Genomic DNA, 13,192 nt, shown 5'->3' on the forward strand with positions numbered 1-13,192 from the left:
ATGATGCGCAAGTGCCACCTCAACACCTGCCCCGTGGGTGTTGCCACACAGAACCCCGAACTTCGCAAGAAGTTCACCGGCAAGCCAGAACATGTGGTGAACTACTTCTTCTTCGTGGCCAACGAAGTGCGCGAAATCATGGCGCAGTTGGGTATTCGCAAGTTTGATGACCTGATTGGTCGCGCAAATTTGCTGGACATGAAAAAAGGCATCACCCACTGGAAGGCCAAGGGTCTGGACTTCAGCCGTTTGCTGTGGGTACCTGAAGGCACCACAGAGCCTTTGTTGCACACCGGCAGCCAGGACCACGGTTTGGACAAGGCACTGGATCAGAAATTGATTCAACTGGCCAAGCCAGCTTTGGAGAAGGGCGAGCGCGTTTCTTTCATTACACCGATCAAGAACGTGAACCGCACTGCGGGTGCCATGTTGTCCGGCGAAGTGGCCAAGAAGTACGGTCACGCTGGTTTGCCAGACGACACTATTCACATTCAGTTCACAGGCACAGCCGGCCAATCATTCGGCGCATTCCTGGCGCACGGTGTAACAGCCGACCTGGTGGGAGAGGGCAACGACTATGTGGGCAAGGGCTTGAGTGGCGGTCGAATCATTGTTCGCCCCACCAACGACTTCCGCGGTTTGTCAGAAGAAAACATGATTGTTGGCAACACAGTGTTGTACGGCGCAATTGCTGGTGAAGCATTCCTGAGCGGTGTGGCGGGCGAGCGTTTTGCCGTGCGCAACTCGGGTGCAGCCGCTGTAATTGAAGGCACTGGCGACCACGGTTGCGAATACATGACTGGCGGTACTGTGGTTGTGCTGGGTGAAACCGGCCGCAACTTTGCCGCGGGCATGAGCGGTGGCATGGCTTATGTGTACGACATCGACGGCCTGTTTGCCAAGCGTTGCAACATGGCGCAGGTTGAGCTGGAAGAAGTGGTGCCCGCAACCGAACAGGAAGCATTGGGCAATCGCGAAATTTGGCACAGCCCCGCACGTGGTGCAGACCGTCAGCCTGATGAGGTGATTCTGAAAGGCCTGATCGAACGCCATGCCCGTTACACCGGCAGCGAACGCGCCAAGGAAATTCTGGAAAACTGGGGCACCGAGCGCAAAAAGTTCGTGAAAGTATTCCCGACAGAATACCGCCGCGCCTTGAAAGAACTGTACGTGGCAGCGCAGGAAAAACCTGTCGTGGCTGCTTGAGAACCAACCTGTTAGTGAGGATTTGAAAAATGGGAAAGGTCACAGGATTTATGGAGTTTGAGCGTTTGAAGGAAGCCAGCGAGGCTCCCGAAAAACGCGTCAAGCACTACAAAGAATTTGTTATTACGCTGAACGACGACGAAGCCAAAATTCAGGGTGCACGTTGCATGGACTGCGGTATTCCGTTTTGTAACAACGGTTGCCCGGTCAACAACATCATCCCCGACTTTAATGATCTGGTTTACAAGCAAGACTGGAAGGCGGCTTTGCACACCCTGCACAGCACCAACAACTTTCCGGAATTTACGGGCCGCATTTGCCCGGCTCCATGTGAAGCGGCTTGCACACTGGGTATTCACGAAGAACCCGTAGGCATCAAGAGTATTGAGCACGCAATCATCGACAAAGGCTGGGAAAACAACTGGGTAGTGCCCCAGGTGCCCGCCCAGAAAACCGGCAAGAAAGTGGCTGTGGTGGGTTCAGGCCCCGCAGGCATGGCCGCTGCACAGCAGCTGGCGCGTGTGGGTCACGATGTTACTGTGTTTGAAAAGAACGACCGCATTGGTGGTTTGCTGCGCTATGGCATCCCCGACTTCAAGATGGAGAAGTTCCACATTGATCGTCGCGTCGAGCAAATGCAGGCCGAAGGTGTCACCTTCAAAACCGGCGTGTTCGTGGGCGAAAAATTGGCCGAGGGTGGCATCACCAACCTGGCCAAGGAAACCGTTACACCGAAAGAATTGATGGCACAGTTTGACGCCGTTATTTTGACAGGTGGTTCAGAAGTACCGCGCGACTTGCCAATTCCTGGCCGCCAATTGAAAGGCGTTCACTTTGCAATGGAATTCTTGCCACTGCAAAACCGTGTGAATGCCGGCGACAAGTTGAAAGACCAAATCATGGCCACGAAGAAAAGCGTGCTCGTGATTGGTGGTGGTGACACCGGCTCCGATTGCGTGGGTACATCCAACCGCCACGGTGCCAAGCAGGTGACGCAAATTGAATTGATGCCCCAGCCGCCCGAAGAAGAAAACAAGCCTTTGGTTTGGCCCTACTGGCCCATGAAAATGCGCACTTCTTCTTCACACGAAGAAGGCGTGGCACGTGACTGGGCAGTGACCACCAAAGAATTCATTGACGATGGCAAAGGCAATGTCAAAGCGGCCAAGTGCGCCAAAGTTGAATGGGTAAAAGACGAAGCCACCGGCCAAATGAAGATGCAGGAAATTGCAGGTTCAGAGTTTATGGTTGATGCTGACCTGGTGTTGTTTGCCATGGGCTTTACCAACCCTGCGAAAAGTATTCTTGACGCCTTCGGTGTTGACAAAGACAACCGCGGAAACGCCAAAGCCACCACCGATGGTGAAGGCTGCTACCGCACCAATGTAGACAAGGTATTTGCTGCGGGCGACATGCGCCGTGGTCAGTCTTTGGTGGTGTGGGCGATTCGTGAAGGTCGCCAGGCAGCGCGTGAGGTGGACGAGTTCTTGATGGGCGCTACAGTGTTGCCGCGTTAATTTGCTGCAGGTTGTGTGCCAATGAAAAGCCGCTGGTTTCGATCAGCGGCTTTTTTGTTGACGGTGCTCGGTTGTCGAACTGTTGCCGTGTTGAATCTCGTTTATGGCATTTGTGAAGTTCGCTTTGCCGTCTCTCCGCCTTCAAGAAAGCCTGCCCGTTTGTTGCATTCCCGGTCCGTTCGGCAAGGCCGAAAGCGCAGCCCGCCCGCTTTTTAGCGGGTGCGCTTAGGTCAGGGAATTCAACAAAGAGGGAGTATTCAGGCTTTCTGGCGGAGGAGGGCATGCGACTTTGCAGATGCCGATACGAAACTCATTCATGCGGCTTCGCAATCTCGCCCATGCCCTGAAACTCAACTCGAGGAAATCTGCGCTGGCAGTTCCATCGTGCTTCCTGTGCTCGGGCACATGGTGACGTGCGGGAATGGAATCTCGATACCCACATTGTCAAACGCCGCTTTAATGCGCTTGTTGTACTCACGGCGCACGCCCCATTGCTCGCCGGGAAGCGTTTTAAAACGCACGCGAATAATCACGGCTGAATCGGCAAGTTCTTGCACACCAAAGGTCGACATGGGTTCGGTAATTTTCGGTCCCCACTCTTTGTCTTCCGCCAATTCAGTGCCCACTTTTTGCATCACCTGAATGGCTACGTCGACTTCCTCTTTGTAGGCGATGCCCACATCAACAACTGCATAGGCAAAGTCCATGGTGGAGTTGGTCACCGAATCAATCTGACCATTTGGAACAAAATGCACATTGCCGTGTGCGTCACGCAAACGCACATACCGCAGGGTTACATTTTCGACCGTGCCGCTTTTGCCACCCACTTCAATGAAGTCGCCTGCGCGAATCTGGTTTTCGATCAGCAGCACAATACCGGTGAAGTAATCTTTCACCAAACTTTGTGCACCAAAACCAACGGCCAAACCCACCACACCGGCAGCGGCCAGCACAGGGGCAATGGATATACCAATGGTGCCCAAGGCAATCAAAGCGCCGAGCAGCAAAATGACCACATTGGCCACGTATTTCAGCACGCGCATCAGGGTTTCGATTCGTTTTTGATCATCCAGCGTTTTGCTGCGTGCCTGCATGCGCGTACCCACGCGATCGATTGCTGCTTTTACCAAGCGCAACACAATCAGGGCAACTACGATGACCAGAAAAAATTTTGCGGCTTGCAAACCAAGGTCCAGCAGCTTGGCTGGTTCGATGTATTTGAATAGGGTTTCGAGTTGTTCGTTCATGGTGCTCCCACTGCTAAAAAGAGCCACCTATTGTACATGACTGAAAAAATGACCCGGTTTCAGGCCGGAACTCTCGCGATGGTTTGCCCGTCGACCCACAAGTCTTGAACAAACAGCCGCCAGCCATTAGCGCTGCCTTGGCTGAAATTTTGAATACGCCTGATGCAGGCAAATTACTGTTGGATTTGAATGAACTGTTTGGCAGTGCCAGCGAGTATGCAATCGGAGGAAGTGTCGCCCTGGCGCTTCATCATCGTTCGATTACAGACTCAACCGCACGTAGACCCAATGATCTGGATGTGGTGGTGAGCCCCTCTGCCATGGATCGTCTGTCCGATCTTGATCACCAGGGCTTGAGTCAACTCGGGTTTAAATCCGAGCCTGGCAACACCGAAAGCCTGAGCTGGGCAGGGGCATGAATCACTGGTAGTGGATGTAGTGCCCGCCAAGAACAGCGTAGCTGGTCGGGGTTTTGAACACCGGCAGATGCACGGAGGAGTCAATGTCATTCCGCTTCAAGCGCTGGTCGACAACTTAACCTACAGGGTACAAAGCGAACCGCTCAACGACCAGGCCCGAGGTGATCTCGCCCGTGGAATTGATTTGTTGAATGCAAACAAAGCGCGCGTTTAACTACAAGCCGTTGGCGCGTTGTGCTTTGTCAGACTCGTCGTTGTAAAAGCGGGCCAAAAATTTTCCGGTGTGGCTGTTTGCATTTTTTGCAATGTCCATAGGTGTGCCTTCAGCTATCAGCATGCCACCGTTGTCGCCACCTTCTGGGCCCATGTCCAGCACCCAGTCTGCGCATTTAATCACGTCAAGGTTGTGCTCAATCACCAGCACGGTATTGCCTTGTTCAACCAGCGGGTTCAATACTTTCAGCAACATGGCAATGTCATGAAAGTGCAGGCCAGTGGTGGGCTCATCCAGTATGTACAAGGTTTTGCCGGTGTCGCGTTTTGAAAGCTCAAGCGACAACTTCACACGCTGTGCTTCGCCGCCCGACAGCGTGGTGGCCGATTGCCCAAGGCGAATATAACCAAGGCCCACATCAATCAGGGTTTGTAGTTTGCGCGCAATATTGGGTACAGCCGCGAACACTTCCAACGCCTGTTCAACGGTTAATTCCAGTACCTCGGCAATGCTTTTTCCCCGGTACAAAATTTCAAGTGTTTCACGGTTGTAACGCTTGCCATGGCACACGTCGCAAGGCACATACAAGTCGGGCAAAAAGTGCATTTCCACTTTCACCACACCATCGCCCTGGCAGGCCTCGCAACGCCCACCTTTCACGTTGAATGAAAAGCGGCCCACATCGTAACCGCGCTCACGCGAGGCGGGCACGCCTGCGAACAATTCACGAATAGGCGTGAACAAACCCGTGTAGGTTGCCGGGTTGCTTCGGGGGGTGCGGCCAATCGGGCTTTGGTCGACTGCAATGACTTTGTCGAAATGTTCAAGCCCGCTGATGTGGCTGTGTGGTGCGCCTTCCTTGTGCGCACGGTTCAACTGGTGCGCAGCTTCGGCCAGCAAAGTGTCGTTGATCAGGGTTGATTTGCCTGAACCTGAAACACCCGTAACGCATACAAACAAGCCCACGGGAACGCTGGCGGTAACGTCTTTCAAATTGTTGCCAGTGGCATTGTGAATGGTCAGCATGCGCGCCGGGTCGGGCAAGCGCAGTGGGCTTAGGCGTTCAATTTTTCGCTTGCCATTCAGGTACTGGCCAGTCAGCGATTCCGGGCTGGCCAGAATTTCCGCAGGTGTGCCTTGTGCAACCACCTGGCCACCGTGTTCGCCGGCGCCAGGACCCATGTCCACCACATAATCGGCACAGCGAATGGCGTCTTCATCGTGTTCAACCACCAGCACAGTGTTGCCCAAATTTTTAAGGCGCAACAGGGTTTGTATCAGGCGATCGTTGTCGCGCTGGTGCAAACCAATCGAGGGCTCGTCCAGCACATACATCACGCCGGTAAGCCCGGAACCAATTTGGCTGGCCAACCGTATGCGCTGGCTTTCGCCGCCGCTTAGCGTATCGGCACTTCTGTTCAGCGTTAAATAGTTCAAGCCCACATCGTTCAAAAATTGCAAACGCGCCTTGATCTCCACCACAATTTTTTCCGCAATCTGACCCTTCGCGCCGTGCATTTGCATGGACTCGAAATAAGTCAGCGCCTTGTGAATGGGCAGCTCAGTGACTTGGTGCAAGGCCTTGCGGTGTTCGTGTTCGCCAATGAACACATGACGAGCGCCGGTTTTCAGGCGCGAGCCTTGGCAGGCTTGGCAACTTCGCACCGCCATCAACTTGCCCAGTTCATCGCGTACCGCTGAAGAGTCGGTGTCGCGGTGGCGGCGCGTGAGGTTGGGCAAAATGCCTTCAAAGGCATGGGTTTTGGCCACCGGTTTGCTGCGTTCACTCAAATAGGTGAACGTAATTTGCTCGCTGCCAGAACCATAGAGCACCACCTGCTGTACATCTTCCGGCAACTCATTCCAAGGCGATTCCGGGTCGAAGCCATAATGCGCAGCCAGGCTTTGAATCATTTGGTAGTACAAGGCATTGCGGCGATCCCAGCCGCTGATTGCGCCCGCAGCCAGCGAAATATCGGGATGGGCCACCACGCGCAAAGGGTCGAAAAAGTTTTCATGGCCCAAGCCATCGCACACCGGGCAGGCGCCCGCCGGGTTGTTAAACGAGAACAAGCGGGGCTCAAGCTCGGTCAGGCTGTAGTCGCACACCGGGCAGGCAAATTTGCTGGAAAACACGGTTTCAGTGTTCGTGTCCAGATTCACGGCAATGGCTTTGCCATCGCTTAGCCGCAGTGCAGTCTCGAAACTTTCCGCCAGGCGCTGGCGGGCATCCACGCGCACTTTCAGGCGATCAACCACCACGTCCAGGTTGTGCTTGTGGTGTTTGTCCAGCGGCGGGAGTTTGTCCAGTTCCAGAATTTCGGGCGCGTCTTGTGGGCCCTTTTTCAGGCGAATGCGCACGAAGCCCTGCGCGCGCAGGTCGTTGAGCAAATCCACATGTTCGCCTTTTCGCTGGTTCAACACCGGCGCAAGAATCATGATGCGCGCTTCCTCGGGCCAGCTCAGTACGGTGTCCACCATCTCTGAAACTGTCTGCACACTCAGTTCAAGGTCATGTTCAGGGCAACGGGGTGTGCCGGCACGTGCAAACAACAAGCGCAGGTAGTCGTGAATTTCAGTCACCGTGCCCACGGTAGAGCGTGGATTGTGGCTGGTGGCTTTTTGTTCAATGGAAATGGCGGGGGACAGGCCCTCGATCAAATCCACATCGGGTTTCTCCATCAATTGCAAGAACTGGCGGGCGTAGGCCGACAAACTTTCCACATAACGGCGTTGCCCTTCGGCATACAAGGTGTCGAAGGCCAGGCTGGATTTGCCCGAACCAGACAGCCCGGTCAGCACCACAAGCGAGTCGCGGGGCAGGTCGAGCGAAATGTTTTTCAGGTTGTGGGTTCTAGCGCCACGAATGCGTATGGAGTTCATGCGGTACAACAAATGGAATCAGCGGCCAACCTGATACTATAGACGGTTTCCCGGAACAAGACATCTGCAAGGGTTGTTCAAGCCCTTGAATTTCAATCACACATGAGCCGCAAGACCGTGAGCCATACTGCAGCCGCCGATGCTTTCAAAATGCTGCCCGCCGAGCGTAAAGCGGCTGGGTGGCTGGCCAGCATTTACGCGCTGCGCATGTTTGGCATGTTCATGATTTTGCCCGTGTTTTCCTTGCACGCTGCAGGCATGCCCGGTGGGGACAATTTAAGCCTGGTGGGCCTGGCCATGGGTATTTATGGCCTTGCGCAGGCTTGTATGCAAATTCCCTTGGGTTGGGCCTCAGACAAATTGGGCAGAAAGCCCATTATTATCGGTGGCCTGTTGCTGTTTGCTGCGGGTTGCTGGTTGGGCTACGTGGCCGAAACAGTAGAGCAGCTGGTGTGGGCGCGCGCCTTGCAGGGCGCTGGCGCCATTTCAGCAGCCCTGTCGGCCTTGCTGGCCGATGTAACCCGCGATGAAGTGCGCTCCAAAGGCATGGCCATGATTGGTGCCTCCATTGGCGTTACTTTTGCTTTGTCGCTCGTATTTTCGCCGGTGTTGTACAAGTTTTTTGGCTTAAGCGGGCTGTTTGCCATGACCGGTGTGCTGAGTATTCTGGGCATTGGTGTGGTGATTTGGCTGTTGCCCACCCCCAATTTGGCCGATCAGGAAGCCAAGCTCAAGGGCAGTTTTGCCGATGGCTGGGCCGTACTGACCCAGCCAGATTTGCTGCGCCTGAACCTGGGTATTTTTACCCTGCATTTAACGCAAATGTCCCTTTTTGTGGTGGTGCCCAGCCTGCTGCTCAGCGGTCTGGAACTGCCACTGGCTGAACACTGGAAGGTGTATTTGCCGGTGGTGTTGGGTTCGTTCGTGCTCATGGTCCCACTGATGGTGTGGGCCGAGAAAAAAGCCAAAACCAAGCAGGTGAAAATGGGTTCAATCGGCCTGATGGGTGGGGTACTTTTGGGCTTCGTGTTGTTTTCAAATCAAGGCTGGGCGCTGGTTGTGCTGTTACTTGCCTACTTTGTGTGCTTTAATTTGCTTGAGGCTACCCTTCCCTCGTGGGTGTCACGAGTGGCACCCCTCAGTCACCGGGGTTTGGCTTTGGGTGTATATAATACTTCTCAGGCATTGGGGCTTTTTGCAGGTGGCGCTTTGGGCGGGCTTGCGTTTCGCCACCTGGGCGCTCAGGGTGTGTTTGAGGGTGTGTTGTTGCTGGTGGTTGTGTGGTTTTTGTTGGCCATGGGCATCAAGGCTTTGCCACCACGCGCCGCAAGCGCCGCATCCGTCAGCGACCCAGCAGGCAGTTCGGTGGTCAGCTAGTTAGCCCCACTTCAATTCATTTCAAGACTCATTTCGAGAACTCAAGGAGCATTTCATTCCATGGCCTCAGTAAACAAAGTAATTCTGGTTGGTAATTTGGGCAAAGACCCCGACGTGCGCTACCTGCCTGATGGCGGTGCTGTGGTGAACCTGGCCTTGGCCACGTCGAGCAACTGGAAAGACAAAAACACGGGTGAAAAGCGCGAAGAAACTGAATGGCACCGTGTTGTAATTTATGGCCGCTTGGCGGAAATTGCCGGCGAGTACTGCAAGAAGGGTCGTTCGGTTTATATCGAGGGTCGTTTGAAAACGCGCAAGTGGCAAGACCAGTCGGGCGTGGACAAGTACACCACGGAAATTATTGCAGATCAAATGCAATTGCTGGGTGGTCGTGAAAGTGGCGGCGGTGGTTCATCCATGGGCGGCGGTGATGATTTTGACCAGTCACCCGCGCCTAGCCGCAGCTCTGGCGGCATGCGCTCCTCGGCACCTGCACCGCAGCGCTCTGCACCACAAAGTGTGGCTGATCTGGATGATGATATCCCGTTCTAAAAAATACCTAAGACATATTTTGTAATGTTTTTGATTGGAGCTCAGCATTTGCTGGGCTTTTTTCATTTTTCTCTAAAATTTATCTGTAAAGTTTTAGTGTTGAGCATTTATAAAGGTGATACATTAAACAATGTATTGATTTGTCGTGGAACGTGGATCATTGATGAGGCTAAGTGGTTACCAGACCAAGGGTTTTGTAATGCAGGATGGCGAGCGGTATTGCCTGTTGATAAGCAGGGAGACAGGGATGCCGCTTTACTACCCAAATTTGTATATGACAACGCAGGTGCGTAACTCGTCCAAGTCAGTTGCAGCGATGGAGTCCGCTTTAACTGGCATCAACGTGCTGTTGAGCTTCTGCGGGCAGCGCCAGATTGATCTCATTGGCCGGTTCCTGAAGCATGAGTATTTCTCGCTGCATGAACTAGATGCTATCCGCGATTATTGCCAGCAGACATTTTCGACACGGCCGGGGGGGGTGCCTCAGGGTGTTGTTCCATTCGCCGGTAGGGGTAAGTCCAGATCAACTCGAAAAACCGGCCTTGCGAATGAATACAACCGCTTAACGCATATCGCAAAGTACGTGGAGTGGCTGGCGAGGATACTGCTTACAGGTGTAGTCGATAAAAGGATTTCGCTCAGCATCGACAAAATGAAAAAAGGACTTGAGTCACGGCGACCATCCAGCAAAGGGAGAAACCAAACTGGGCGGGAGCAGGGGCTTTCCCGAGAGCAAGAAGCGGTCTTGCTTGCAGTTGTTCAGCCTGGGTCCTTGCGCAACCCCTTCGAAGATCCGCCCACGCAAATCCGCAATCAGTTGCTGATCCTTCTGCTGCTTCACCTCGGAATTCGGGCTGGTGAATTGCTCAACATACGGGTTTCAGACATTGATTGGGCCAATAACCAAATTGTCATTGCACGTCGGGCAGATGAGAAGAGGGATCCAAGGCGTCGGCAACCCTTGGTCAAAACGTTAGACCGCCGTTTGCCCGTGAAGGACACGCTCGTTCAAACGATACATTCCTACATCGTCCAGTTTCGTAGCAAGGTGCCCGGTGCAAGGAGGCACGACTATTTGTTAGTGACCCATAAACCCGGCCCAACGCAAGGGCAGCCCATGTCGAGGTCGGCATTTATTAAGGTGATAGCGCTGATTTCAGCCGCTTCGCCGGAGATTGCCGGTCTGCATGCGCATGAACTACGCCATACCTGGAATGATCGATTCTCTGAATTCATGGACGCGCGAGACGATTCGCCTACTCCAAAACAACAGGAGGGCGAACGCTCATACCTCATGGGGTGGAAGCCCGATTCAGGAACGGCAGCAACCTACACGAAACGGTTTACACAAAGAAAGGCGATGGAGGTCAGCCTAAAACTTCAAGAAGGCATTTCCAGAGTCCCGGAGAACCTAAAGAATGACTGACGTTGGCACTGATGGCGCAAACAATGAAGCCGGCAGCCATCTTGTGGCTAAAGGCGGCGATACATGGTATCAGTCTCGGGCAGGGTATTGGTTCGACATAGATGCGTCAACGTGGCATTTAGACAAGAACAATGCTGTGTTTCTTCGCCGGATTCGTGAATCTTTGTGTGATGAGGCACTGAGCGGTTTTCTGGCTACACTGGCGCACTATGCGAGAACCATGTCTGGTTCGCATGTGCGAAATATTGCAGATCGATGTTCAGCAATGATTGCTGAAACTGGTGCCACATCAATAGAAACAAGCACGCTGATTAACTACCGTGCTTCACTTGATCGTCAAAACGAATGGAAGTTCGGCACAATTCGGGGATTCCTCTATAAATGGCATGAGCTTGGCTACCCAGGTATTGAAGATGATGTCATAGATCTCATGAAAGGCTGGACGCTAAAGGGAAACATCAAGGGGGATGCGGTCAAACGGCTCGATCCCACTGAAGGGCCTCTGACAGACAACGAACTCTCGGCATTCAACGAGGGCGTGGTTCGAGCTTTCGAGCAGAATCGGATTACTTTGGATGAACTCGGGATCTGCTTGCTGATAAGCCATACTGGCCGTCGTCCAAAGCAGGTTGCCCACATTAAGAACTGTGACCTTGACGGAACGAGAACGAACAAGAAGGGTGAGGCGATGTTCCTCCTTCACATTCCTAGGGCAAAGCAACGTGGTGAAGTATTTCGAGATAGTTTCAAGACGTTTGCAATGACTAGGGAACTATGGACAGTACTCAACGCCCAGAAAAAAAACACTGTCGCAACGATTGAGCGGATTCTGGGGTATGAACTCCAAGAGGCGGACCGTGCTGCACTACCATTGTTCCCAGACCTAGTAGCTTTTGAGGCAGTGCAGTCCGTCATTGAGCTACGCTCCTTGCTTGCTTCGGATCACTTGCATTTGCCTTCAGCACAGATAACAGTAATTTTGAAAAAGGCGGCCAGCGCCGGTGAGGTTATGTCTGAGCGCACGGGGCAACTGCTCGATGTTGTAGCGACACGCTTTCGCTACACTAAGGGTACGAGGGCCGCGCGTGAAGGCTTTGGACTGATGGTAATTGCTGAGCTTCTCGATCAAACTGATATTCAGAATGCCGAGGTTTACACGAAAAATGTGCCTGAGCATGCCCACGCGTTGAGCAAGGCTATGGCGTTGCAATTGGCCCCCTATGCCCAGGCATTCCAGGGGGTTCTTGTGGATCGTGAGGCTGAAGCAAGGCGTGGTAATGACTTGTCTAGTCGGATCAAGTTTAAAGGTCGGAACATGGCAACCTGTGGTCAATACGGGTTCTGTGGTGCCAATGCGCCTATCCCGTGTTACACCTGCGATCACTTTCAGGCGTGGCTTGATGGCCCCCACGAGGAGGTACTGGCAGACCTGCTTGCGGAACGAGATGAGGTTCAAAGGTTGACTAACGATTCAGCTATTGCAGGGATAAATGATCGAACGATATTTGCAGTGATCAACGTCATCCAACGATGTGAGACGCGTCGAGCTGAACTGGCGAAAATGACGCCGAAGGCGGGTAAATGACTGTGAATCTGATTCACTTTTCGCCTACGGCGAATTTGACTGCCTCCGAAAATCTCGCAGAATTCATACGGATGTGTAAAGAAGATTTAACGGTGTTCAGCGCTGATCTTGACTGGGAGGCTACCGCTTGGCCAAAAGCTGCTAATTTCACAAAGCTTGGTGTTTCTGCGCGCGGATTTACTGAGTCCGATCGATTGGACGATTCACTCATCGATTTCGCAAAAGCCTATTTTCGGTATCAACAAGGTCATCATCCTACCGGCACGAAGAATGAGTCAAAAGCGCTAAGGGTACTTGAAGCAGCCTTTGTTAAAACAACGGAAAGCGCCAGCATTTCAGGACTCAATTTCGCAATCCTTGATGAGGCTGCAGTTCTTGCGAGAGACCACTACGTTCCAATGGCTGCATATCAATGCGGCCGTGAACTGCAGCGGTTGGCTCGCTTCGTTTCCGAAAAGAATTTGATTCAATCCGATTTGAGCATGTGGAAAACCCCGATCAAGAAGCCGTCGGATATAACCATTCAGACTGGGTCTAAAGCAAAATCAATCCAGGCAAAAAAGTTGCCTGGTCAAGACGCCCTGGAAGCTTTAGCGGAAATTTTTGCGAATGATCCGACCGATCCTAAAGACATTTTTACTTCCAGTACATTCGCAATGACCATGTGCGCGCCAGTGCGCATTTCCGAAATACTTGACTTGCCTGCCGACTGCGAGATTGAAGAATTGGATTCTAAGGGTGTTGTGTTGAGTTGCATCTAAAATTG

13 protein-coding genes are annotated in these 13,192 nt (G+C 53.0%); 10 read left to right on the plus strand and 3 right to left on the minus strand.

Features of this window, described 5'->3' with window-relative positions; all coding sequences use genetic code 11:
• Positions 1-1,206: glutamate synthase-related protein (locus B4N58_RS10490; protein ID WP_291748953.1), on the plus strand; the 1,206-nt coding region annotated here is incomplete at its 5' end.
• A 29-nt stretch (positions 1,207-1,235) separates the two neighbouring features.
• Positions 1,236-2,723, plus strand: a complete 1,488-nt coding sequence (locus B4N58_RS10495) for a glutamate synthase subunit beta (protein ID WP_008249496.1) — start codon at positions 1,236-1,238, stop codon at positions 2,721-2,723.
• Here the strand turns inward: B4N58_RS10495 and B4N58_RS10500 are convergent.
• Both B4N58_RS10500 and B4N58_RS10505 read right to left on the minus strand, forming a co-directional pair.
• A complete protein-coding gene (locus B4N58_RS10500) occupies positions 2,704-3,006 on the minus strand; it encodes a hypothetical protein (RefSeq protein WP_291748958.1) in 303 nt (100 codons plus the stop codon). The two genes, B4N58_RS10495 and B4N58_RS10500, sit on opposite strands and share 20 nt — an antisense overlap.
• 67 nt (positions 3,007-3,073) lie before the next feature.
• Positions 3,074-3,970: a mechanosensitive ion channel family protein gene (locus tag B4N58_RS10505; protein ID WP_291748961.1), complete on the minus strand. Its 897-nt coding sequence runs from the start codon at positions 3,968-3,970 to the stop codon at positions 3,074-3,076.
• Between the two features lie 104 nt (positions 3,971-4,074).
• Between B4N58_RS10505 and B4N58_RS10510 the strand changes: the two genes are divergently transcribed.
• A complete protein-coding gene (locus tag B4N58_RS10510; protein WP_291748963.1) occupies positions 4,075-4,389 on the plus strand; it encodes a hypothetical protein in 315 nt (104 codons plus the stop codon).
• Between the two features lie 10 nt (positions 4,390-4,399).
• On the plus strand, positions 4,400-4,603 hold the full coding sequence (locus B4N58_RS10515) for a hypothetical protein (protein WP_291748966.1): 204 nt from the start codon (positions 4,400-4,402) through the stop codon (positions 4,601-4,603).
• Here B4N58_RS10515 and uvrA read toward each other — a convergent pair whose 3' ends face one another.
• Positions 4,604-7,486 carry an excinuclease ABC subunit UvrA gene (gene uvrA / locus B4N58_RS10520; RefSeq protein ID WP_291748970.1) on the minus strand — a complete coding sequence of 961 codons (2,883 nt, stop codon included), beginning with the start codon at positions 7,484-7,486 and terminating at the stop codon, positions 4,604-4,606.
• 102 nt (positions 7,487-7,588) lie between these two features.
• Here uvrA and B4N58_RS10525 point away from each other — a divergent pair, with 102 nt between their 5' ends.
• From B4N58_RS10525 to B4N58_RS10550, 6 genes are read left to right on the plus strand one after another with little or no spacing between them, the layout of a single operon-like run.
• Positions 7,589-8,863, plus strand: a complete 1,275-nt coding sequence (locus tag B4N58_RS10525; protein ID WP_291748974.1) for an MFS transporter — start codon at positions 7,589-7,591, stop codon at positions 8,861-8,863.
• Positions 8,864-8,923: 60 nt separating this feature from the next.
• On the plus strand, positions 8,924-9,415 hold the full coding sequence (gene ssb, locus B4N58_RS10530) for a single-stranded DNA-binding protein (protein WP_291748977.1): 492 nt from the start codon (positions 8,924-8,926) through the stop codon (positions 9,413-9,415).
• Between the two features lie 24 nt (positions 9,416-9,439).
• Positions 9,440-9,709, plus strand: coding sequence for a hypothetical protein (locus B4N58_RS10535; protein ID WP_291748980.1), 270 nt, complete (start codon positions 9,440-9,442; stop codon positions 9,707-9,709).
• Positions 9,663-10,841, plus strand: a complete 1,179-nt coding sequence (locus B4N58_RS10540; RefSeq protein WP_291748982.1) for a site-specific integrase — start codon at positions 9,663-9,665, stop codon at positions 10,839-10,841. The genes B4N58_RS10535 and B4N58_RS10540 overlap by 47 nt, the downstream gene beginning before the upstream one ends.
• A complete protein-coding gene (locus tag B4N58_RS10545; RefSeq protein WP_291748984.1) occupies positions 10,834-12,426 on the plus strand; it encodes a site-specific integrase in 1,593 nt (530 codons plus the stop codon). Before B4N58_RS10540 ends, B4N58_RS10545 begins: the two co-directional genes overlap by 8 nt.
• Positions 12,423-13,187, plus strand: a complete 765-nt coding sequence (locus B4N58_RS10550; RefSeq protein ID WP_291748987.1) for a hypothetical protein — start codon at positions 12,423-12,425, stop codon at positions 13,185-13,187. Before B4N58_RS10545 ends, B4N58_RS10550 begins: the two co-directional genes overlap by 4 nt.
• Positions 13,188-13,192 lie beyond the last annotated feature (5 nt).

Origin of the sequence: Limnobacter sp. UBA3528 (assembly GCF_002377005.1) — a bacterium.
Classification (GTDB): Bacteria; Pseudomonadota; Gammaproteobacteria; order Burkholderiales; family Burkholderiaceae_B; genus Limnobacter.

Coding starts and splice junctions, on each gene's coding strand:
- B4N58_RS10495 (WP_008249496.1), top strand. CDS start 1,236: ATGGGAAAGGTCACAGGATTTATGGAGTTTGAGCGTTTGAAGGAAGCC.
- B4N58_RS10500 (WP_291748958.1), bottom strand. CDS start 3,006: ATGCCCTCCTCCGCCAGAAAGCCTGAATACTCCCTCTTTGTTGAATTC.
- B4N58_RS10505 (WP_291748961.1), bottom strand. CDS start 3,970: ATGAACGAACAACTCGAAACCCTATTCAAATACATCGAACCAGCCAAG.
- uvrA (WP_291748970.1), bottom strand. CDS start 7,486: ATGAACTCCATACGCATTCGTGGCGCTAGAACCCACAACCTGAAAAAC.
- B4N58_RS10525 (WP_291748974.1), top strand. CDS start 7,589: ATGAGCCGCAAGACCGTGAGCCATACTGCAGCCGCCGATGCTTTCAAA.
- ssb (WP_291748977.1), top strand. CDS start 8,924: ATGGCCTCAGTAAACAAAGTAATTCTGGTTGGTAATTTGGGCAAAGAC.
- B4N58_RS10535 (WP_291748980.1), top strand. CDS start 9,440: ATGTTTTTGATTGGAGCTCAGCATTTGCTGGGCTTTTTTCATTTTTCT.
- B4N58_RS10540 (WP_291748982.1), top strand. CDS start 9,663: ATGCCGCTTTACTACCCAAATTTGTATATGACAACGCAGGTGCGTAAC.
- B4N58_RS10545 (WP_291748984.1), top strand. CDS start 10,834: ATGACTGACGTTGGCACTGATGGCGCAAACAATGAAGCCGGCAGCCAT.
- B4N58_RS10550 (WP_291748987.1), top strand. CDS start 12,423: ATGACTGTGAATCTGATTCACTTTTCGCCTACGGCGAATTTGACTGCC.